This is a genomic window from Paenibacillus sp. J22R3 (genome assembly GCF_056269305.1).
The window spans coordinates 139,994-162,177 of record NZ_JBWDNS010000009.1 but is presented as its reverse complement, the minus strand read 5'-3'; the positions used below and the strand labels follow the sequence as shown (position 1 = coordinate 162,177).

Sequence of the window (22,184 nt, the reverse complement as noted above, 5' to 3'; positions counted from 1 at the left end):
TTCGAGGTGGAAGTGCAGCAATGCATGCAGCTGACGAATACTAATCGGTCGAGGGCTTATCCTACGAACATCTGCTCGGATGTTCAACTTCGGACAACAATCAGCTAATGATGACCTTCGCAAAGGTTCGTATCCAGTTTTCAAGGCGCAATACGCCATACATAATGAACCGACCAGAAGCAACTGGTCGGTTTTTTGTTGTGCAAAAATGAAGGATATGGTACCTTGATCTTCGAATACATGACGTTATGGAGAACGCTTACAGACAATAGATCAAGGGGATGCTGCGTGTGTGGAGAAGGATTCAAGGGAATGCAAGAAACTGCTTGCTCTATGAGCCGCTGTTTCTGATCCCATTTAACATGTACATGACCTACGCCTCGATCTATATGCTTGAACTGGGGGTAAGCGAAACTCAGATTGGGCTCATTACATCAATCGGGATGGCGATACAAATCTTCACGTCTTTAATCAGCGGTCATTTGACTGACAAAATGGGCAGGCGGCGTGCGCTGCTCGTTTATGATGTCATTAGTTGGAGCGTCGCGACCTTGATCTGGGCAGTTTCACAGAATTTCTGGTTCTTCCTGGTGGCCGCGGTCGTGAACAGTTTTCAACGTGTGCCGACTACCGCTTGGTACTGTCTGCTCGTGGAAGATACCGATCCAAAGGATCGTTCCATCGTGTTTACCATTCTTATGTTTATCGGCGTTATTGGAGGGTTGTTCGCGCCGCTTGGCGGCTTGTTTGTGAGTCAATTCACATTAGTGCCGGCAATGCGCATTATGTATGTGATTGCTTTTGTAGGGATGACTATCATGATGATTGTCCGTCATTTAACTACGCATGAAACTGCAATAGGCATTAAGAAGATGGAAGAAAGCTCGACAGTCAGCCTTTCGGATACGATTACCGAATACAAAGATGTCATGAAGATGATCGTAGCGAATAAAGCACTGATGATTATTTTCGGCGTGTACATTCTATTCAATTTTCAAATGACTCTCCGGAATACGTACTTGTCTGTATATTGGGTGGATGCCCTGCATATCAATGATTCGGTGATCTCGATTTTCCCGGCGATTTCATCTGCTGCTATGATCTTATTCCTGATGGTGGTTACACCAAGACTTAAGGAGCGCCTCGCCAATCGATACATGATCGCGGGTTTTCTGATTTCAGCGGTGTCGTTCGTCATGCTGTTGACAACCGGGCCTGAGAACATTACGGCGACGATTATGAGTACGGTTCTGATGGCCATCGGCGGACTGCTGGCAAGCCCTTATTTGGAGTCTTCCATACAGAATGCGATCGATGACCATAACAGAGCGAAAGTCTTCTCCATTCTTGGTGTACTCATTCTGATTTTCACGTTTCCTGCAGGTATACTTGGCGGATGGACGTATACGATCAATGCAAAGTTTCCGCTAGTCTTTATCGTTGTGGCGTTTCTGGTTAGTGTAATTATGATGGTCCTTTATGCAAGAAGAACCTCGCGTACAGCCGTTCACAGCTCCATCTCTGGTTAGTAATATTTGTTAGTAAAAGGAAAAACCGTGCTGCTGATGAGGAGTCAGAGCATGGTTTTTTATGTTTTTGCGCGAACAGTGTCAATGTACAATTTGCGATATGAAGTAAAGAATGGAATATATAAACATCAAATGGCCGCCTCTATAATTAGCCTTGTAAGCACCACTACAAAGTAAAGGGGTAGGACATGAAACGGTATGCAAAGCTAGCAAAAGGCGTTACGCTCTCACTCGTCCTTGGCATGCTTCCAACGCTTGCTGCTTGTTCCGACAACAACAACAGCAATCAAGAAGCTTCGAACACCAAAGCAACGGCGACGAACAATCAAGCTGCAAACAATGGTGCAGCAGCAACCGATGAGAAGCCGGCGGCTGATATTTGGAACCAGAAATTCGATCCTCCGATTACGATTACAACTGCGGTTGTAGATGATGGCGCTTCCAGGGGGAATGCCTTCAAGCCCGGAGAGTCGATGGAAGACAACGCTCATACCCGCTGGATGAAGGAAAACATGGGGATCGACATTAAGTTCGATTTTATCGTAACGAAACCGGAAGATTATGATACGAAAATTCGACTGCTGCTCTCCAGCAACGGCAAGCTGCCGGATGTATTCTCGGCACCAGGCGATTCGGTTCAGAATCTGATTTCTGCAGATCGGGTAATGCCGCTTGATGAAGCGATAGAGAAATATGCGCATCCGGAATATAAGAAGATTCTTGAGAAATACAACTATGCACTGGGTGGAGTAAAACGTGACGGTAAGCTTTACGGACTCCCAAGCTTCTTCATGGGCGATGAAGGAACGGTCATGTGGGTGCGTAAAGATTGGCTGGATACACTTGGTTTGCAGCCGCCTAAAACGATCGCTGAACTTGAAAACGTTCTCAAACAATTCACCGAGAACGATCCGGACGGCAATGGCAAGGCGGATACATTCGGCTTGGCAGTACCGTTAAAAGAAGGTCCATGGACGTGGATGGGTCAAACGGACGCGATTGTCGGCGCATTTACGAAGCAAATGATCAATACGTACGACGTGACAAGCTACTGGAACTTAGGCGATGACGGTAAACTGAGCTACGGTGCGATTAATCCGGATGCGAAGAAGTACCTGACAACGATGAGAGATTGGATGAGCAAGGGCTACATGGATAAAGAAGCTGGGATCAAAGATCCAATGAAAGCTTCCGAGATGGCTGCAAGCGGCAAAGCAGGCGTAATGTTCGGACCGTTCTGGATGGGCGACTGGCCGCTTAGCGATGTAACCAAGCTGAATCCAAAAGCAGATTTCGAGCCATTCGAGCTTCCGGCCGGCGCTGACGGAACGGTTGGCCGCGCTGAGAAATCGATCACGGGCGGCTTCACGATGTTCAACAAAGACTTCAAAGATATCGAAGCATGGTTTGCATACTTCAACAAAATCTTCGCTAAAAACCTGGAGCAAGAAGGGGATCCGTACTTCGATCCACGCTTCAAGGACGGTTATCACGAAGGTTACGATTATGTGAATATGGACGGTAAAATCATCAAAGGCAACTACAAGGACGAAGGCGTTCCGGAAGACAAATGGCCGCTGAAAGACGGCAGCCGGATGGATATGCGTTTCATGATCGCAAGCATCATTGGCGGTACGACAACAATTCCGTTCTCCAATGACGCTCCGATCAAGAAATTCCTTGCAGATCCGAACGCAGAGCCTCTGACAACAAGAGAGTTCGACGTGAAACAGATGGCGAAGAAACAAATCGTTGCCGCAGGTGTCCGGATGAACCAAGGCATCGAAGAAGGTAAAAACTATTTCACCGGTCCGATGACAGCTACGATGAAATCCAAGGGCGAGCTGCTGAAGAAACTCGCTACGGAGAGCTACTTGAAAATTATTTACGGCGAGAAGCCGCTCGAGTTCTTCGATGAGTTCGCTAAGCAATGGCTGGACAATGGCGGCGAGAAGATTACCGAAGAAGTGAACGAATGGTACGCCGATAGTATCAAATAACGAGCATGAAGTGACAGAGTACAAACGGGGGAGAGGCTGCTGCAAGCTGTCGCCGATCCCCCGTTTTTCTATGGAAAGGAAGGATGCAGCGTGGCGTCATATTGGAGGAAGACATGGCCGTTTCATTTACTGGTGTTGCCTGCGTTAGTGTTATGTATCATTTTTAATTACATTCCGTTATTCGGCGTCATCATAGCCTTTGAAGACTATCAGCCATGGCTTGGCATCACCAAGTCGGCATGGGTCGGACTGGAGCATTTCCGCACCTTGTTTGAATATCCGGACAGTAAGCAGGTCATCTGGAACACGCTAATAATTGCATCGTTTAAACTAGTCATTAATTTGTTTATCCCGATTATTTTTGCGCTTCTGCTTAACGAAGTTGCCAAAACCTACTTCAAACGAATTCTACAGACACTTGTTTATTTGCCACACTTCCTATCTTGGGTAATTCTTGGCGGGATCATGATCGATATCCTATCTACGGATGGCGGGATCGTGAATAGGCTGATCGAAGCGTTTGGCGGCAAGAGCATATTCTTTCTAGGTAACGGCCAATGGTTTCGTTTTACGGTCATTGTAAGCGACGTGTGGAAGGAATTTGGCTTCTCGGCGATAATTTTCCTGGCTACTCTCGTTGGCATCAATCCGGCTTTATATGAAGCGGCAGAGATTGACGGGGCCACCCGTTGGCAGCAAGTCATTTACATATCCGTACCACTCATACTGCCTATCGTTATCGTAGTAGCAACATTGTCCCTTGGGCGTATCTTGGATGCGGGATTCGATCAAATCTTAAATCTCTACAATCCGCTTGTATTCTCGCACGGTGACATTATTGATACGTTTGTGTATCGCGTTGGCTTGAACAATGGGCAATTCAGCTTTGGTACGGCCGTGGGGCTATTCAAGTCGGTGATCGGCTTCATCTTGATTATTGTCAGCTACAGATTGGCGTACAAGCTAGCCAACTACCGAATCTTCTAAAGGAGGCCCGTAATGAAATTTCGCTCCCGAGGTTACGCTGCGTTTGCGATTTCTAATAACATTCTGCTGAGTTTACTTGGCATTCTCTGTATTCTTCCATTGATCCACGTCTTTGCGGTGTCCTTCAGTTCTCGTGCCGCTGCTACAGCTAATATCGTCAACTTCTGGCCGATCGGCTTTACATTGGACGCTTATGCGAAGACATTGGCCAATGAGAAATTTCTATTGGCGATGTGGATCGGCGCAGAGCGTACGATACTGGGTACGGTCATTTCCATGGCTGTCATAACGATGGCGTCCTACAGCTTGTCGAAAACAAGCCTTCGCTTCCCCGGGCGTCAAGTGTACACGTGGATCTTCGTCTTCACGATGTTATTCTCAGGAGGCCTCATTCCTTCGTATATCGTCATCAGCAAGCTTCATCTGCTAGATAGCATCTGGGCGCTCGTATTGCCCGGAGCGGTAAGTGTGTGGAATATGATCCTCATGCTCAACTTCTTCCGAACCATTCCACAGGACCTTGAAGAAGCGGCCTATATCGATGGTGCAGGTCATTTGCGCGTACTATGGAGTGTCTATTTACCGGTATCCATGCCATCTATCGCTACATTGTCACTGTTCACGATGGTATCGCACTGGAACTCTTGGTTTGATGGCATTATCTATATGTCGAAGCCGGATGGCTACCCGCTAGCCTCGTATCTGCATTCCATGATTGTCAGCGACAACTTATCCCGTATTGGCGTATCGACGGAGTCGATTGCCAACTTCTCGAACCGAACGGTCAAAGCAGCGCAAATCTTCATCGGCGCACTGCCGATTCTGATGGTGTATCCGTTCCTGCAGAAATATTTTGTCAAAGGGATCGTGCTCGGTTCTGTAAAATCTTAATCGATATTCAGGCCAAAGAGGAACGGAATCGGATGGTGACCATGCATGATGCGATTCAGACGTGTCGTAGGCGGCAGAATTAATATTTTTACCAAGATTATGATCGTCATCGTGCTCCTGCTTGTACCGATCGTGATGATGTACAACTCCTCTAACAAAATAAGCACAGGCGTAGTGGAACGAGAGCTGCTTCAGGTTAACCTGAATCGGCTCCGTTTCTTTGTCGATCAGATGGATACGGAGGTAGATCGGCTGTGGAGGGCGGCATTCGTCATCGCCAGAGAACCGGATGTGGTTCAGTTGCAGTTCCGATCCTCAAACGTGCAAACCTATTCGAGGCTTGAAGCGAAGAAGCTGCTGCAGGAGAAGCTCGATATGCAATCGACCACCTTAGCCTGGACCAATAAACTGACTGTCTTCTCACCGCCGTCCGGTGTAGCAGTATCGACCAATTGGATGGAAGAGTACAATGAAGCTTATTTCGAGAATGCGGTTCAAGACTATTGGGATTATCGACTTATTGAAACGGAACGGGGAGAAGAGAAGGCGTTCGTGCGCCATTTGATATTGCCCTTTACCCCGCAGGGAAAACCCGAGAATCCGAATTTATATGTGGAAGTAACCTTCTCGACGGAGAATCTAGTCCACATGCTGGAGCGGTTCATGCAGGGCAGCGGCGGCAAGCCTTTCTTATATAATCCGTCATTCGAGACGATTCAAACGCATGATTCGGATAAGCAGTTGATCGGGGAGATGACTCGTCAATTCGCCGTCCTGAAACAGAATGCGCTGAATAAAGAAGGCTCCATCAAGATTACGTTTCACGATGAGCCATACTTGGTTAACTATGCGGCATCTGCCGCATTAGGCTGGTATTTGGTTGATTTTGTGCCGATGAAGAAGGTGCTGCAGCCGATTGATCAGAGCAAACGGATTTTCTATGGGGCAGGGCTGCTGCTTCTGGTGCTTGGTGTTGCAGCTGCGGCACTGCTGTATCGGAATGTACAAAGGCCGATCTATGAGTTAATTCGTGCGGTGAAGTCGCTGCGCCGTGGTGAATATGGTCATAGGATTGAACGCGAGCCGCAGAATGAATTCCATTATTTAATCGAGCAGTTTAACTTGATGTCAGACGATATCCAAACGTTAATTGATAAGGTTTATATCGAGGAGCTTCGCGCGAAGGAATCCTCGCTGAAACATCTGCAAGCGCAGATTAATCCGCATTTCTTATACAATAATTTCGCTTATATCCAAAGTATGGCGCAGCTGGACAAGACGAAAGCGATCGTCGCTTTCACTCAGCATCTAAGCCAATATTATCGCTATACGACGAAGACGGAGCAGCAGCTGACCTTCCTCGCGGAAGAGATGGATCTGCTTCGCAATTACTTGGAAATTCACCGGATGCAGTCGGAACGGCTTCGCTACGATGAACATATTGAAGAAGGCATGATGCAGCTGCTCCTGCCGCGGCTTCTCCTTCAGCCGCTTGTCGAGAATGCGATCGTGCATGGTATGGGTGGAAGGAAAGGCGAATTCCGGATCATCATCTCCGGCTATCGGACCGAGAACGGCTGCGAGCTTGCGGTTGAAGACAATGGAATCGGCATGAAGCAGGAGGCGATTGCGGCTCTCTGCAGCTGCCTTCAGCAATCCAGTGCGTTGCTGAGTCTCGGATTATGGAATGTGCATCAGCGATTGCGGCATTATTTTGGCCCACTATCGGGTTTGCATATCGATCACTCTGCTTTAGGCGGATTGCGTGCACGGCTCGTAATTATCAAAGAGGGAGGCGATTCCCATATTTGAAATACTGATCGTCGACGACATCCCTTCTCAGGTGGATAGCATCGCGGCAACGATACCGAAGGATGAGCTCGGTATTGTGCGTATTCATAAGGCGTTCTCAGGCGAAGAGGCGCTCGCGATATTCCGAGAGCATTCCATTCAGCTTGTCATTACGGATATTCGGATGCCGGAGATGAGTGGCGTTGAATTAATCCAAGAGATTAGAAGAACGAATCAGAAAGTGAAATTGATCGTTCTGTCGGGGTATGCGGATTTCGAATACGCGCAAAGTATCGTACCGTTTAACACTTCAGGCTACCTCATGAAGCCGGTTAACCCGGAACAGCTGCGCTCGAAGCTGGAAAAACTCGTAGACGAGATTGCGGACGAGCTGAAGGTGCATAATCAGCAGCAGCGCAGTGTGTATGCTTACAGAGAGAACCTGCCAACCTTACGCAGCGAGCTGCTGGGACGGTTATTAAGCGAGGGACGCGTAGCAGATGCGGAGCTTGAGCGGAAACTATCCATGTTGGAGCTGCCTTTCTCGACTCAACAGGATACCGGTATGTTCGTCGTACGACTGGAAGGGCGAATGCAGGACTATAAACGAATGGATCGAGCACTCATTGAATATGCGGTCATGAATATGGCGGAGGAAGTGTTTCATGATGCGTTCCATCTATGGTTCTGCTTGGATCAGAATGAATATCTTGTATGTATCGCCTCGCCAATCGGGAGCAGAGACGGCATATTCACAGGGATGGACCGCTCTGCACTCGATTGCCGAGCAGCCAAGCTGAAGAAGAAGGCGGAATCGCTGCTAAACAACAGCTTGTCCGTTGCGGTGGCCGTGAAAGGGACAGCCTTTCCGGAGGGATTGCCCAAGCAATACCGAATGATCGTGAACGGGATGAGGACAATTGAGAAGGATAGCCTGCAAAGTGTATTTCTGCGCGTGGATGATGGGCCGGAGACGCCCGCAATCGGGAATATGACTTCCCTGTATAAGCCGCCTCTGCTGCTGCATTTGCTCGATACCGGGAATTGGGCCGGAGCAGACAAGAAGCTGAATGAAATTTTCGATGAATTGAGAAGTGTTCATTACCCGCCGGAGTATGCGAATGAAGCGTATTTTACGATCGCAGGGGCTTATCAGTATATGGCGCATAAGAAGGGGAAGCTGCTGAGTGAGCTTGGCAGCTCTACCTTCGGCCTTATGCCTGCCGCTCCTTCCTTAGCGCAGCTGGAGAGGTGGGCTTACTTCCTCTTTCGAAGTATTCAAGAGCTGTTCGGCGATCAAGCAGATAAGCAGAAGGTCAGCCTGATGGATAAGGTACATCTTTATGTGGAGCAGAATATGAATGGCAGCCTGTCGCTGCAGTCGGTTGCGGCGCACATTGGCTTACATCCGGCCTACCTGTCACGAGCCTATCGGGCAGAAACCGGTACAAATCTAAGCGATTATATTCTAAAATATCGGATGGAGCTGGCAACCTACATGCTGCGCAGCAGCGATAAGAAAATTTACGAAATTGCGCAGACGCTCGGTTATCAAGCTGTGCCGCATTTTATCAAGCTGTTTAAGGCTCATTCCAATATGACCCCACAGGAGTATCGGGAACGGGCGGTACTATGATCGGATTTGCGGCACAAGGATCGATTTCATAGGAAAAAATGTGCTTATTAAAGGATTTTGCCATGACCCTCCCGAAGTTCTAGGTGTCAGGTTGTCGAATAGGTGGAGGGAAATGTGCATGACGATTGTCAAAGATTTACGAGATGGCGAAGAATTTGTCGGTTTCTATCTCATTAAAGAGAGTGAAGTGAAACAAACCAATACGACGCCTCCTAAGGATTTCATGAATATTGTGCTTTCGGATGCCAGCGGTCATGTGGCCGGGAAGCTGTGGGACGCGACACCGTCGGATAAAGAAAACCTAGTACCGCTTACCCTTGTAAAGGTGCAAGGTATGGCTCAGCTCTACCGGGAGAAGCTGCAGGTGAAGATCGTTCGCATTCGTAAGACGACCGAAGCCGACGGCGTTCAGTTAACGGATTTCGTAAGATCGGCACCGGTTCAGCCGGAGGTGCTGCTTGCAGGTATTCATAAGGCCAAAGACAGCATAGCGGATACAGAGATTCGCGGCGTTGTAGACTATTGCTTGAACAAAGTCGGGGATAAGCTGCTTCATGCGCCTGCGGCCAAATCACATCACCACGCGTACTATGCCGGTCTTGTGTATCATATCTCACGGATGCTGGAGCTGGGAGAGTTCATCTGCATGCAGCGGCCGTTCTTGAATGCGGACCTGCTGAAGGCCGGCATCATTCTGCATGATATCGCGAAGCCGGTGGAGATGGTTTCTGAGCTTGGCATCGTGTCAGACTATAGTAATGCGGGCAAGCTGATCGGGCATATCTCGCAAGCCTCGCTGTGGGTAGCGGAAGCGGCAATGCGTCTCGCCATCGATCCGGATTCAGAGCGCATCATGGCTCTGCAGCACCTTGTGCTCTCCCATCATAATCTTGGTGAATGGGGAAGTCCTGTTCAGCCGCAGCTGGCAGAAGCGCTGGCACTGCATCATATCGATTCAATCGATGCGAAGCTGCAAATGATCGAGGATGCTTTCGACACTACAGGCAGCCATGAGGCATGGACGCCGCAAATTCGTGGCTTGGAGAATAAAGCCTTCTACCGGCTTACATTCTAAAAGCTACTTGCGAAGGATGGCGGCAGCCGATTCTTCTTGCTACAATAGAACGTATCACCTTTGTCGGAGGATTGTTATGATTAGATTTGGCGTTATCGGAACGAATTGGATTACGGATTCTATGATCGAAGCAGCAAGCGAAGTGGAAGGGTTCAGCCTAACCGCAGTTTATTCCAGAACCGAGGAGCGGGCGGAGGCGTACGCAGCCAAGCATAACATCCCATTCACATTCACGGATGCTGCGGAGATGGCGGCAAGCAGCGAGCTGGATGCGGTCTACATCGCCTCGCCAACATCGCTCCATGCCGAGCTGGCTATCTTGTTTATGAGCAAAGGGAAACATGTACTGTGCGAGAAACCGGCAGCATCGAATACGCGCGAGCTGCAGCTGATCGTTGATGCGGCGAAACAGTATGACGTTGTTTTCATGGAAGCGATGAAGAGCACGCAACTACCTGGTTTCACGTCGATCATCGAGCATCTGCCGAAGCTTGGGAAGGTCCGGCGGTATTTTGCAAGCTACTGTCAGTATTCTTCGCGCTACGATGCCTACAAAGCAGGACAAGTATTGAATGCGTTCAAACCTGAATACTCCAATGGGGCATTAATGGACCTGGGTGTATATTGCATCTATCCGCTTGTGGTTCTGTTCGGTCAACCGGATGAGATTCGGGCGAGCGGCTACCTGCTGGAATCAGGCGTAGATGGACAAGGAAGCTTGATTGCGAAGTACCCGGACATGGAAGCTTCCATTATGTATTCCAAAATCAGCAACTCCTCGCTGCTGGCGGAAATCCAAGGGGAGGAAGCGACTATGACGATCGACAGCATTAATTTGCCGATCCACATACGCATCCATTACCGGGACGGACGTGTGGAAGATGTGTCCAAACCGGTTGAACGCCACACGATGAGCTATGAGGTGGAAGCCTTTATCGAATTGGTTCAGAGCGGAGAACGGGAATCCAAGCTGAATTCGCATGCGAATTCCATAGCTGTTATGAACATCTTAGATGAGGCACGTCGTCAGCAAGGTTTGGTATATCCAGCTGATCTGAAATAAAAGGAAGAAGCTGCAGTCGCATGAGTTTGATACTCATAGGGCTGCAGTTTTTTTGTGCGCGCAATTAGGGACTTCGATCATCTACACGTTTATAATGTGCGGGGGTGCTGCCCGCCACTTTCTTGAACATGCGGTAGAAATGCGGCAGGCTCTCGAAGCCGCACATGGTTGCGATTTCAGCTACCGTATAATCGGTGTCAGCAAGCAGCTCCTTGGCATGCATGATTCGTTTGGCGATGACATATTCCGTTACATTTAGCCCGGTCATCTGTTTGAACATTCTGGAGAAATAGGAAGGACTGACGGCTGCGCGCGCCGCGAGTGCGGACAAGCTTAAGCTCTCTACCAGATGTGCGTCGATGTAGTTCAGCGCGGATTGCAGCCATACCGGTCGTGATCCGCCATGTTGCTGCTTAGGCTCACCGGGGTTCATTTTGCGATTCGTATGGAGAAGTACGGTCTGCAGCAGCAGCAGCACCGCTTGTCGGTAACCGGGCTTTCGCAGAAGGAACTCCTCGTTCATCTCGTCGATGATGGATTCGATCCGAATGCGTTCAGCCGGGAGCAGCTCAAGGCGGTAATTGCGCAGCGTCTTGGCCAAATCGAAACTGCGCAAGAAAGAGTACGAATCCTTGCCGATTGCGGTCGTTTGCACATATTGTCCGCTGAAGAACATAGCTGATGACGTGAGCGGTTCATCCGAATGAGGAAGTGTACGATGTATCGTATTGCCAGGGATCAGATAGAGATCTCCGGCCTGCATCTCATAGAAGGTATGATTGATAAAGAACGAGCCGGCGCCGCTGTGAACATAGATAATCTCATACCAATCATGAAGATGATCCGGCAGCTCCGACTGCAGATTCTTCGTACTGTGCAGGGCGAGCTCAATTGGCAGCGAGGAGTCGGGATCAAAATGTTTGCGAAGCGGGTTCAACGGATTGTCACCTCCAGGATGTGAATAGTGCAAAAAAAGGTATATTTTCAGCGATATTGATTATTTATATTCTGTTTCTTAGTTTCTATAATTGAACTATATCGAAGCTGAAGAAGATTGTCTATCATTCTGTAACACCGGAAGGCGGAGCTTACGTGGAACACCGTATTGAAACAGGCGCAGACGCATTGTACATGGACGAGCGCGATCATGTAGCAACAGCGCTTCGCGATATGAAAGCAGGAGAATCGATTCATTACCGCAATGCAGCCGAGCTGCAAATGATTACACTCGCAGAGGATATTCCTTTTGGCCATAAAGTGGCGATCTCGGACATTGCTTCCGGAGAAGACGTTCGCAAATACGGAGAAGTCATCGGACGGGCTGTGAAGCCGATTACGCTTGGCTGCCATGTGCATGTACACAATATTGAAGGCATCCGCGGCCGCGGGGACCTGGGGATGAAGGAGGCAGCGCAATGAGTAAGACATTCATGGCGTACGAACGCCCAAATGGAGATATCGGAATTCGCAATCATCTGCTGATCATCCCGACCGTTATTTGCTCGAATCAGGTATGCAGCCGGATTATGCAAATGGTACCAGGCAGCATTGCGATTCCGCATCAGCACGGATGCAGTCAAATCGGCGCAGATAAAGAGCGTACGTTCGATGTGCTTGCCGGTACAGGCAAGAATCCTAACGTTGGCGCCGTTATCATCATCAGCTTAGGATGCGAGGTTGTAGACCCGATTGCATTGGCTGAGGAAATTCGCAAAACAGGCAAGCCTGTCGAGGTGTTCGACATTCAATCCGTCGGCGGTTCGGTTAAGGCGATTTCATATGGTACGGAATTGGCGAAACGGATGATGGCTGAGCTGGAGAAAGAAGAGAAGGTGCCGGTTCCGCTTAGCAAGCTTAAAGTAGCAGTCAAATGCGGCGGATCTGACGCCACTTCCGGACTTGCATCCAATCCGGCACTCGGTGCGGCTGCGGATTCGCTAATCGCTGAAGGCGGTTCTATCGTAATTGGCGAGACGACGGAAATTATCGGCGCTGAGCATTTGCTGGCTGAGCGCTGCGTAACGGAGGAGCTCTCTGACCGACTCTACTATATCGTTAGCCGCTTTGATAAAGAGGTTGAACGGATGGGCGCAGACATGCGCGGCGGTAACCCGAGCCCGGGCAACATTGCCGGCGGATTGTCTACGATCGAGGAGAAGTCGCTGGGTTGCATTAGCAAATGCGGCAAAGCGCCAATTAAAGGCATCATAGAATATGCGGAGTATATCCCTGAGAACGGGCTTTATTTTATGGATTCGCCGGGTAATGATATTGAATGCGTATCGGGTATGGCCGCCGGCGGTGTTCATATCGTCTGTTTCACAACAGGTCGCGGCACGCCGACAGGCGCTGCAGTCGTACCGGTCATTAAGATTACCGGTAACAAAATGATGTTCCAGCGAATGGAAGATAATATGGATATTGACGTCAGCGATATGCTGGACGGAACGGCTAGCCTAGAACAAGCGGGCGAGCGGATCTGGCAGGAAATCGTTGAGGTTGCGGAAGGCAAATGGACGAAAGCGGAAGTACTGGGTCATCAGGAGTTCAGTATTAACCGGATCGGACCAAGCTTGTAGAATGGACGGAGGTGCGTAAGGCGTGAGTGCGATGAAAGAGAATTGGCTGGATCTAGAGTATCGCCCGGCCCTGCCTGCCAATAAGGAAATGGGCATCGGCATTATCGGTGCAGGTGAAATAGTGGATGCCTGCCACCTGCCGGCCTATCAAATGGGCGGTCTACGCGTTGTCGGCATATATGACGTGAATACGGAGCGGGCAGAGAAGCTTGCAGCTAAATTCGGCATTCCGAAAGTCTATAAGGAGCTCGATGAGCTGCTTGCAGACCCGGAAGTTCGAATAGCGGATCTCGCAATCCCTGCGAAGATTCAACCGGAGATTGCGGAGCGGGCAGCAGCGGCGGGCAAACATTTTCTTTGCCAGAAACCATTGGCAGAATCCTACCCTGAGGCTGTGCGAATTCAACAAGCATGCGAGCGTTATGGCGTCAAAGGTGCCGTCAACCAGCAGATGCGCTGGTCGCCAAGCATTCGCGCGAGCCATACGATCATTCAGCGCGGATGGCTCGGGGAGCTGCTGCAGGCTTCGATTCAAGTGAATGTGAAGCAGGACTTTGCCAACTGGGGCTGGCTGCGTGAAATGCCGACGCTGGAATTCATGTATCACAGCATTCACTACATGGATGCGATTCGATTCTTGTTCGGTACGCCGGAGTATGTGTATGCCGATGGAGCACGTTTCCCGGGACAGCGCACGATCGGGGAGACGCGCACGCTGCTGCACATCAAGTTTGCGGGCGAAGCTCGCGGCATCATTCATGATAATCATAACCATATCGCTGATGAAGATGACTGGTATGCGACGTATCGCTTCGAAGGCACGGAGGGCATCATCAAAGGGACGAACGGATCGCTTTACAACTATCCGGTTGGTCGTGAAGACACACTCAGCTTCTTTACCAAAGCGATCCATGAGGATTACTGGTTCACGCCGAAGCTGCATGGCAAATGGTTCCCGCATGCCTTCATGGGGACGATGGGCGAGCTAATGCGTGCCGTGGAAGAAGAGCGCGAGCCAGAGAACAGCGTAGCGGATAATTTGAAGACGATGCAAATGGTGTTCGGGGCGTATTTGTCCATGAAAGAGAACCGTCCTGTGACGCTTCAAGAGATCGCGGATAACGTATAAGTTGGGAAGAGTCTTGTCATGTGCGATGACAAGGCTCTTTTTGTTGTGGCCGTACAGGCACGTATAGGCCGCCGCCTACATACACTGTAGAACAGTCTTCACTGTCGGTAATGGGAGAACGGCTTCGTTGTCTTCCTGTTAGAGGCGAAATTGTATGGAGGTGGCTTTTCGATGCCCGGATTGTTTGCGGCGATCGCATTGTTTATCAAACAGCTGTCGCTCCTTGTTTCTTACGTCAAGAACAACGCTTTTCCTCAGCCGCTGCATGAAGAAGATGAGCTTAAGCACCTTCAGCTCATGGCGGAGGGAAATCAAGTTTCGCGCAATCTGCTCATTGAGCATAACCTTCGTTTGGTTGCCCATATCGTCAACACGTTGTGAACACAACCCAACGTCACTACCATACGGGAGGGATAGGAATGTCTGGATTGTTTGCTGCTATTGCGTTGTTCATTAAACAGTTATCGCTGCTTGTTTCCTATGTGAAAAATAATGCTTTTCCGCAGCCGTTGCAGGAGGAGGAAGAAGCGAGGCATATTCAGCTGATGGCAAACGGCGACCAAAAATCCCGGAACCTCCTGATTGAGCACAACTTGCGATTAGTCGCTCATGTCGTGAAGAAGTTCGACAACTCGAAGGAAGATACTGAGGATTTAATATCCATCGGCACGATCGGGCTGATTAAAGCGATTGAATCCTATTCGCCGGATAAAGGAACGAAGCTGGCTACATTCGCCGCGCGATGCATCGAGAATGAAATTCTCATGCATTTCCGTTCCAAGAAGAAATCCAGCAAAGATATCTCGCTGAATGATCCGATCGGCACGGATAAAGAAGGCAACGAAATCTCGTTAATCGATATTTTGGGAACGGAGCAAGACGAAGTGCTAGAGAAGGTGCAGCTGAGCATTGAGAAATCAAAAATCTATCGAAATCTCGATATACTGGATGCTCGGGAACGGGAAGTCGTTGTCGCGAGGTTCGGCTTGGAAACCGGCGGGGAGGAAAGAACGCAAAGGGAAATTGCTAAGGATTTGGGAATATCCAGGTCGTACGTATCTCGTATCGAGAAACGAGCTTTGATGAAGCTGTATCATGAATTTTATAAGGCGAAGCGATAATAGTCGGTTTAAGGCGGCGAGGGATTAATGAATCCCTTGCCGCCTTTCTGCTGGTAAAAGCTTATGCTCCCGATATACGCGGCATCGGCATCACTTCTTTACCTAGCTCCGCCCAAATGTACTTGAGCATCAGCTTGGATTTCAACGCTGCATATTCGGGATCGTCCCATAAGTTATTCAGTTCCTTCGGATCTTCCTGCAAATCGAAGATTTCACCATAGGTTTGATTGTAATAAACGGTGATTTTGTAACGCTTATCCACGTAAGTTTTCTGATGAATCGTCGTGGGCTCATGACGGAATTCGCAAATCGCATGATCTCTGGCGGAAGAAGCAGCTCCTCTCCATACCAGGCTTTGGTCTACGCCTGTCATCGCAGACGGAATCGGAATACCGCTTAGCGACAGGAACGTTGGCGCCAGGTCAACGAGCGACTGTATGGCATCGGATGTTGCCCCTGCGGTAACATGTCCCGGATAACTCACAATAAACGGGAGACGAATCAAGTCCTCGTAATGGAAGCCGCCTTTGGCCTGTAAGCCATGCTGGCCGAAGAAGTGACCATGATCGGTAGTAAATACGACAATCGTGTTGTCTGCGATTCCGAGCTCGTCCAGTTTGTCCAGTATAGTACCGATATATTTGTCCATTAGGCTGATCATGCCATAGTAGACGGCAATAAGCTTCTTCTTGTCGTATTCGGTCAGCTTCTTCCGCTCTCCGTATTCGTAATAATGATGCGAGCGGTAGCCGTGAATGCCTTTGCCGGTTTCAACCCAAGGCGAGAAGTCCGGAGCGTGTTCTTGGGTTAAGCCGAAATGAGGCGGGTTCTTCTCATGCTCGCCCGGCACGAGCGAAGGAACAGTGAGCGTGTCCGGGTCGTACATCGCATCCCATGGCTCCGGTGCCAAATATTCCGGATGCGGATCGAAGAAGCTGGACCACAGGAAGAATGGTTTGTCTTCCTCCTTGTACTGCTCCATAAGCGCATTCGTGCGCTCGGCAATCCATGTGTTGTAATGGTATTCTTCCGGGATGGGCCATTTGTACGTGATGGCAGGATCCATATTCCCGGTAGGGGGAAGGAAGTAGTCACGCCAATTGGTGCAGCCTTTCTCCTCTAACCATAAGGCATAGTGCTGACCGACATGTGCTTCGTTTGTATGGTTGCGCGTGAGCTCAACATGCTCGAAGCCATAGAAAGGTCCATGGAAGCTTTTCCATTTATCCAAATCCTGCAAAATCGGGTAAGCCTCCACTGAAGGGTATTGATCCGTTGACGAGAGAGGCTGAAAATGAGCTTTGCCAACAAGGGCTGTACGATAGCCGGCAGCGCTGAAGTCCTCTCCTACACAGTGACGGTCTTCCAATAGCTTCGTTCCAAGCGTCCATGCGCCGTGCTGGCTAGGGTATTGCCCCGTAATAATGGATGCCCGGCTTGGCGTACAAGTCGGATTCGGGCAGTAGGCTCTGGTAAACGTTGTGCCTGAACGAACAAGACGATCTAGATTAGGTGTACTTAATTCGTTATTGAAATAACCCAGCGTGTCCCAATGCTGTTGATCGCTTGTAATTAACAAAATGTTTGGTTTCGTCATGAATGATACACCTCCGTTAATAAATTGTATTGCAAAGTAAGAAGTTGTAAAATAGCGTCGTGTATGGTTTGCTTTATCAAATTGTCAGGTCGGAAGGCGGAGCAGAATGGATACTCTGGTAACAGGCGTCAATGAATCGGCTGCGTTTATCTATTACGCTTTGAATGAACAGGACAAGCAATGTTCCATCTGGCCGGTACGCGGCGGGATTACGGAGACGAAGCCTGGATACTACGTTGGACCCAAGCGAATCGAAAGCTATAGCTTGCACATCGTGAAGGAAGGCTTGCTTCGTGTAGATTGGGATGCCGGACACCACGTGACGTTATCGGAGGGCGATGTCTTTTGCTTATTCCCTATGCGTACTTATACTTATTATTCGATCGAAGGCGAAGCGCCGCCGAAGATGAGTTGGATCGTGATTGACGGTCCGCGAGCTGCAGAAATGATAGCACTGACCGGGATCAAAAGCGAGTACCCTTTCCTGCATGGCAAATGGACTCAGGAAGCGGGGCTGGCGCTTCATGATCTTCTTAGTTTGATGCGTGAAGCCGAGAAGGAAAACGCCTTTGTGCGCTCGCTTGACATGCAAAGTTTGCTTTATCGTCTCTTTGCGGCACTATGCCGGACAATACCGAAATTAGCTGCAAGGGAGCCTGCGGATTGGGTTGAGCAAAGCATGTCCTATATCCGGCAGCACGCCTCGGAAGGCATTACCGTCGAACAAGCGGCAAGGGCGGCGGGGCTGAACCGCACCTATTACTCGGTCGCTTTCGCGAAGAAGGCGGGAATGCCGCCGAGCGATTTCATTACGCAAGTACGTATGGATGCAGCCAAGCGGCTCCTCGCAGAGACGGATGCCTCCATTACCGAAATCGCTTATACGACGGGGTATTCGTCCTTATACGCATTTACCAGAACATTTAAGAATCGTCTTTGCTTGTCGCCGACGTCCTATAGGGAAGCCGTAAGGAAAGGAATATAGGGTTTTTATTGAATCGGACTAAGTCAAGCCGCTTTTCGAATACATCAGTATTGAGGTGGTTAGATGGAGAAGACAGCCTATGTGTTCACCTATGTATCCATGGCCAACACTGAAGCAAATAAGAGGAGTACTGAATCATCGAGCGTCAATACAGCTGCGATTGAAGCCAAGTGGCGCGTCATTGACTACATTCTCAAGCAGTTCATCATCCAAACCGGCTGAAGTTCTTCAGTCGGTTTATTCTAGTAGGCATGATACCGGCGAAGGAGCCTCTGCAAGAAAGGAGGTCAATCAGATGTATACCGCTGTTTACGTGCGGGTGTCGACTGGCATGCAAGCGATGGAGGGAACGAGTTTAGACGGCCAAGTGGAGCTTTGTATCAAGAAAGCTAATGAGCTCAATGTAGCAGCTGCAGCTATTAAAGTGTATAAGGAAGAGGGGGTTAGCGGCGAGGATATCGATCGTCCGGCTATGAACCTGCTTAGACAAGATATTGGGGCAGGGCTGATTTCACAAATCATCATTACGCATCCGGACAGACTGTCGCGCGATCTAACCGACAAGTTGTTCATTTGCCGTGAGTTCGAGGCCAAGCATGTGCAATTGACGTTCGTGGACACTGAATATAAGAACACTCCGGAAGGGCAGCTCTTTTTTAACCTGATCAGTGTTATTGCGCAGTATGAGTTATCCCTGATTAAGAAGAGAACTGTTCGCGGACGGCTAAAGGCAGTCGAGAAGGATAAAAAGATCATGCCGATGCGAGTCCCGCCCTATGGGTATGATCGGATCGGAAGCAGTTTAGTGATAAATGAGAGCGAAGCAAGGTTTGTGAAGCTCATTTATCAATGGTATATCCATGACAATCTGACGATGAGGGCGATTGGAAATCGATTAGTCGAAATGGGAGCAGAACCGAAAAGGGCAGAAAGCAAAACATGGAATGCCAGTTCCATACACCGAATATTGAGAAGTGAAATTTATGTCGGGAAGTATTATTACAATCGCAGATGTACGCAGAAAGTCAAAGGGGAACGAACAACAAAGGGAGCACCTAAGAAGACCTATTCTTATCGCGACGAAAGTGACTGGATCCTTGTCGAGGTGCCGGCCATCATGGATGACCGTTTATTTCTGTTGGCGCAAGAGCAGCGCGTGAAGAACACCAGAAATGCAGGCAACCAGAAGCACGAGTTTTTACTTCGTTCGTTGTTAAGATGTGGACATTGCGGCCGTAAATGGGAGGGAACCACATATTCAGGACGAGTCAATAAGTCTACGGGGACTAAGGAGAAATACAAATGTTACCGGTGTCCGAACAGAAATCCAAGGAGGTTTGGCACATCGGTAAAGCTTTGCCCCGCTCCATCCATACGAGCTGAGCTGCTTGATGAATATGTCTGGGGTTTAGTGATGGAAGTGGTTGCCGATCCGGCGGAGTATAAGAAACGGTTAAATCAAAACAAAGAGTCCGTGATGGACGAGTTCGTTATGATGTCAGATTCCCTGCAGAAGCTGCATTCTACCAAGCAGAAACAAGCGGATAAAATCAAAATTATGTTTACAAAGGATCTCATCGATGAAGAGGAGATGGAGTCGGAGTTCCGATCGTTAAAGGCTGAGATGGCTGAATTACAGCAACGATATGCGTCATGCCAAGAGCAAATGCGATTATTGAAGCAGGAAGCATCATTAACACTAGAGAACCGATTGGTCTTAGATCAAATAAATGCGTTTATTGGGAGCAAAGGGGAACACTTAGCGTTTGAAGTGAAGAGACATATGCTCCACTTACTGGTTGATGAATTGATGATTAGCGTTGAGGATACGGCTATTCATATTACGGCTATCGGTCACTTAGACACACTCCTGTCCCCAAAAACGCCAATCCAATAGGACCGGCATGCACAGGACAAGAGTTGCACTTCGAAATGAGCACTGCTACTATAACGGGGATGCCTGGATAAGGCGTCCTCGTTTTTTTTGGACAAATCGATCTACTACTACTACATGTGAAATAGGTGACCCCTACATGACTCGTCTTTTTCGAATCCGCCATTATTTGCCCTTCACTTACAAAATGATGATCCCCTATTTGCTGCTCGTTCTCGTCACAGACCTTGTAATCGGTTACGTGTCTTACAGCATGCTTGTAAAGTCTCGCACGGAGGTGACCGAAACCGGAATTCAGGCGGCACTAGAACAAACGAGGAATAACGTGGATTATCGGATGACCGAAATCCAGCGTATATCCGATCAGTTATTTGGCAATTTGGCGTTTCAGAAGGCGCTGCAGAAGCACGGCGACCGGCTGGAAATCTACTACACCATGATCGACGATATTTTCCCGCAGTTGAGAGCTCCGCTGGATCTGTATGGGAGTCCGCTGCGGTTGACGTTATATGCCGTTAATCCGGATATCGGTGATGCAGGGAACTCCTACGATAATCTTGGTGCCTTCAAGAGCAGCGAATACTTCGTAATGCCCTACTCCCTTCTCGAAAGCCGACCGTGGTTCCAACAACTGAGAGAAGAGAAGGATACGAACATCTGGATCCAGGCCGACACGGATCATGAGCTCGGAAACGTATCCCATTTGCGAAAGCTGGTCTCGTTCGTCGATTATCAAACCGTCATTGCTTACATTCGGATTACGGTTAATTTCGATGATCTCTTGAGCAATCTAACGAAATATCCGGAAGAACTGGGAATAGGCATCCGTATTCTGGATCGGAACAGCAATAAAGTGATGTATTCGCGAGACCCAATCGGTACGGAGGAGGAAAATGACGAAGGGTTTCTGAATTTGCGCGAGGAACTGGATGAATCGCCATTCATTATCGAAATTCAAGTGCCTCATCATTATTTGAACAAAGATGCTAAACGACTTCAGGTCACGATCGGTTTAATTTGTGCTATAAGTTTCGTCGTCATGGGTGCAATCGGTCTCGTCGTGGCTGCATTATCAGGCAAACGAATGAAGCGAATCGTCTCCCATGTTCGATCCTTCCAAGATGGCAATCTGGAACGAAGGCTCGTTATGGGCGGCAACGACGAGTTTGTGCTGATCGCGCATTCCTTTAATACCATGGCTACAAGCATTCAGAGCTTGATTCAGGACGTATACATGCAGGGCATCCAGAGGAAGCAGGCGGAGCTTGAGGCGCTGCAAGCGCAGATCAATCCTCATTTCTTATACAACACCTTGTCTACGATTAGCAGCTTGAGCAATCTCGGCAAGACGAAACAGGTCACGGAGACCGTAAAGCAGCTGTCGCGGTTTTATCGATTGACGCTTAACAATGGGCAGGTGCTCATACCGCTATATAAAGAATTGGAACAGATCATGGCTTATTTGGACATCCAGAAAGTCAAGTATGCCGATTCGGTTCATGTCTATGTGGACGTGGATCCCGAAGTCCGTCATGCCGAGATTATCAAACTGCTCTACCAGCCTTTTGTCGAGAATGTCTTTAAACATGCCTGGTACGGCGAGACGATCGACATCCGTCTAACCGCTAAGCTCGTGGACAACAACAACCTGGAACTGAAAATTATCGACACGGGCATCGGCATGCGGCGCGAGACGATCGATCAAGTGCTTCGAAGTACTGCGCAGTCGAATTCGTACGGCTATAAGAATGTGGAAGAACGAATTAAACTCAGGTACGGCCCCGAATATGGCGTGCAAATCGCGAGCGTGTATGGCGGCGGTACCACGATACGGATTCTGCTTCCCATGCAGATGGAAGGTCAGGAATCGATAGACGATGGCAAACCGCCTTGGGAGAAGGAGTAGA

Annotated in this window: 19 protein-coding genes; 17 read left to right on the top strand and 2 right to left on the bottom strand. The window is 49.0% G+C overall.

From position 1 onward, the window contains the following. Positions 1 to 281: 281 nt before the first annotated feature. From AC0YN4_RS28815 to AC0YN4_RS28780, 8 genes are all read left to right on the top strand, one after another. Entirely contained in the window at positions 282 to 1,529 is a 1,248-nt protein-coding gene (locus tag AC0YN4_RS28815) for an MFS transporter (protein WP_475837378.1), read from the top strand. A 188-nt stretch (positions 1,530 to 1,717) separates the two neighbouring features. Next, positions 1,718 to 3,529 carry a type 2 periplasmic-binding domain-containing protein gene (locus tag AC0YN4_RS28810; protein ID WP_475837377.1) on the top strand — a complete coding sequence of 604 codons (1,812 nt, stop codon included), beginning with the start codon at positions 1,718 to 1,720 and terminating at the stop codon, positions 3,527 to 3,529. A 90-nt stretch (positions 3,530 to 3,619) separates the two neighbouring features. After that, complete coding sequence (locus AC0YN4_RS28805) at positions 3,620 to 4,516, top strand: ABC transporter permease (protein ID WP_475837376.1); 897 nt, start codon at positions 3,620 to 3,622, stop codon at positions 4,514 to 4,516. Positions 4,517 to 4,528: 12 nt separating this feature from the next. Next, positions 4,529 to 5,407 (top strand): carbohydrate ABC transporter permease, encoded by an 879-nt coding sequence (locus tag AC0YN4_RS28800; RefSeq protein ID WP_475779069.1) that lies wholly within the window; start codon positions 4,529 to 4,531, stop codon positions 5,405 to 5,407. Between the two features lie 45 nt (positions 5,408 to 5,452). Continuing rightward, positions 5,453 to 7,219, top strand: coding sequence for a histidine kinase (locus AC0YN4_RS28795; RefSeq protein WP_475837375.1), 1,767 nt, complete (start codon positions 5,453 to 5,455; stop codon positions 7,217 to 7,219). Next, the gene (locus AC0YN4_RS28790; RefSeq protein WP_475837384.1) at positions 7,206 to 8,834 is read left to right on the top strand and encodes a response regulator; all 1,629 of its coding nucleotides are present in this window, start codon (positions 7,206 to 7,208) and stop codon (positions 8,832 to 8,834) included. Before AC0YN4_RS28795 ends, AC0YN4_RS28790 begins: the two co-directional genes overlap by 14 nt. Before the next feature lie 118 nt (positions 8,835 to 8,952). Beyond that, entirely contained in the window at positions 8,953 to 9,909 is a 957-nt protein-coding gene (locus AC0YN4_RS28785) for a 3'-5' exoribonuclease YhaM family protein (RefSeq protein WP_475837374.1), read from the top strand. A gap of 76 nt (positions 9,910 to 9,985) precedes the next feature. Further along, positions 9,986 to 10,972 (top strand): Gfo/Idh/MocA family protein, encoded by a 987-nt coding sequence (locus AC0YN4_RS28780; RefSeq protein WP_475837373.1) that lies wholly within the window; start codon positions 9,986 to 9,988, stop codon positions 10,970 to 10,972. Positions 10,973 to 11,036: 64 nt separating this feature from the next. Here AC0YN4_RS28780 and AC0YN4_RS28775 read toward each other — a convergent pair whose 3' ends face one another. Further along, positions 11,037 to 11,909, bottom strand: a complete 873-nt coding sequence (locus AC0YN4_RS28775; RefSeq protein ID WP_475779073.1) for a helix-turn-helix domain-containing protein — start codon at positions 11,907 to 11,909, stop codon at positions 11,037 to 11,039. Between the two features lie 155 nt (positions 11,910 to 12,064). On the opposite strand from AC0YN4_RS28775, the gene AC0YN4_RS28770 reads away from it, so the two are divergent. From AC0YN4_RS28770 to sigK, 5 genes are all read left to right on the top strand, one after another. Further along, positions 12,065 to 12,391, top strand: a complete 327-nt coding sequence (locus AC0YN4_RS28770; protein WP_475779074.1) for a UxaA family hydrolase — start codon at positions 12,065 to 12,067, stop codon at positions 12,389 to 12,391. Continuing rightward, positions 12,388 to 13,551, top strand: a complete 1,164-nt coding sequence (locus AC0YN4_RS28765; protein WP_475779075.1) for a UxaA family hydrolase — start codon at positions 12,388 to 12,390, stop codon at positions 13,549 to 13,551. Before AC0YN4_RS28770 ends, AC0YN4_RS28765 begins: the two co-directional genes overlap by 4 nt. Positions 13,552 to 13,582: 31 nt before the next feature. Further along, on the top strand, positions 13,583 to 14,680 hold the full coding sequence (locus tag AC0YN4_RS28760) for a Gfo/Idh/MocA family protein (RefSeq protein WP_475837383.1): 1,098 nt from the start codon (positions 13,583 to 13,585) through the stop codon (positions 14,678 to 14,680). A gap of 171 nt (positions 14,681 to 14,851) precedes the next feature. Continuing rightward, positions 14,852 to 15,061: a hypothetical protein gene (locus AC0YN4_RS28755; RefSeq protein ID WP_475837372.1), complete on the top strand. Its 210-nt coding sequence runs from the start codon at positions 14,852 to 14,854 to the stop codon at positions 15,059 to 15,061. A 38-nt stretch (positions 15,062 to 15,099) separates the two neighbouring features. Next, positions 15,100 to 15,801 (top strand): RNA polymerase sporulation sigma factor SigK, encoded by a 702-nt coding sequence (gene sigK, locus AC0YN4_RS28750; protein ID WP_475779077.1) that lies wholly within the window; start codon positions 15,100 to 15,102, stop codon positions 15,799 to 15,801. A gap of 61 nt (positions 15,802 to 15,862) precedes the next feature. On the opposite strand, the gene AC0YN4_RS28745 is transcribed toward sigK, so the two are convergent. Further along, entirely contained in the window at positions 15,863 to 17,398 is a 1,536-nt protein-coding gene (locus tag AC0YN4_RS28745) for a sulfatase family protein (RefSeq protein ID WP_475837371.1), read from the bottom strand. Between the two features lie 106 nt (positions 17,399 to 17,504). Here AC0YN4_RS28745 and AC0YN4_RS28740 point away from each other — a divergent pair, with 106 nt between their 5' ends. The 4 genes from AC0YN4_RS28740 to AC0YN4_RS28725 all read left to right on the top strand — a co-directional run bounded on the left by AC0YN4_RS28740 (position 17,505) and on the right by AC0YN4_RS28725 (position 22,183). Then, positions 17,505 to 18,383, top strand: a complete 879-nt coding sequence (locus AC0YN4_RS28740) for a helix-turn-helix domain-containing protein (protein ID WP_475837370.1) — start codon at positions 17,505 to 17,507, stop codon at positions 18,381 to 18,383. A 63-nt stretch (positions 18,384 to 18,446) separates the two neighbouring features. Then, positions 18,447 to 18,605, top strand: a complete 159-nt coding sequence (locus AC0YN4_RS28735) for a hypothetical protein (protein WP_475837369.1) — start codon at positions 18,447 to 18,449, stop codon at positions 18,603 to 18,605. A 73-nt stretch (positions 18,606 to 18,678) separates the two neighbouring features. After that, complete coding sequence (locus tag AC0YN4_RS28730; protein ID WP_475779081.1) at positions 18,679 to 20,280, top strand: recombinase family protein; 1,602 nt, start codon at positions 18,679 to 18,681, stop codon at positions 20,278 to 20,280. Positions 20,281 to 20,416: 136 nt separating this feature from the next. Beyond that, positions 20,417 to 22,183, top strand: a complete 1,767-nt coding sequence (locus AC0YN4_RS28725; RefSeq protein WP_475837368.1) for a sensor histidine kinase — start codon at positions 20,417 to 20,419, stop codon at positions 22,181 to 22,183. The last annotated feature ends 1 nt before the right edge of the window (position 22,184 follow it).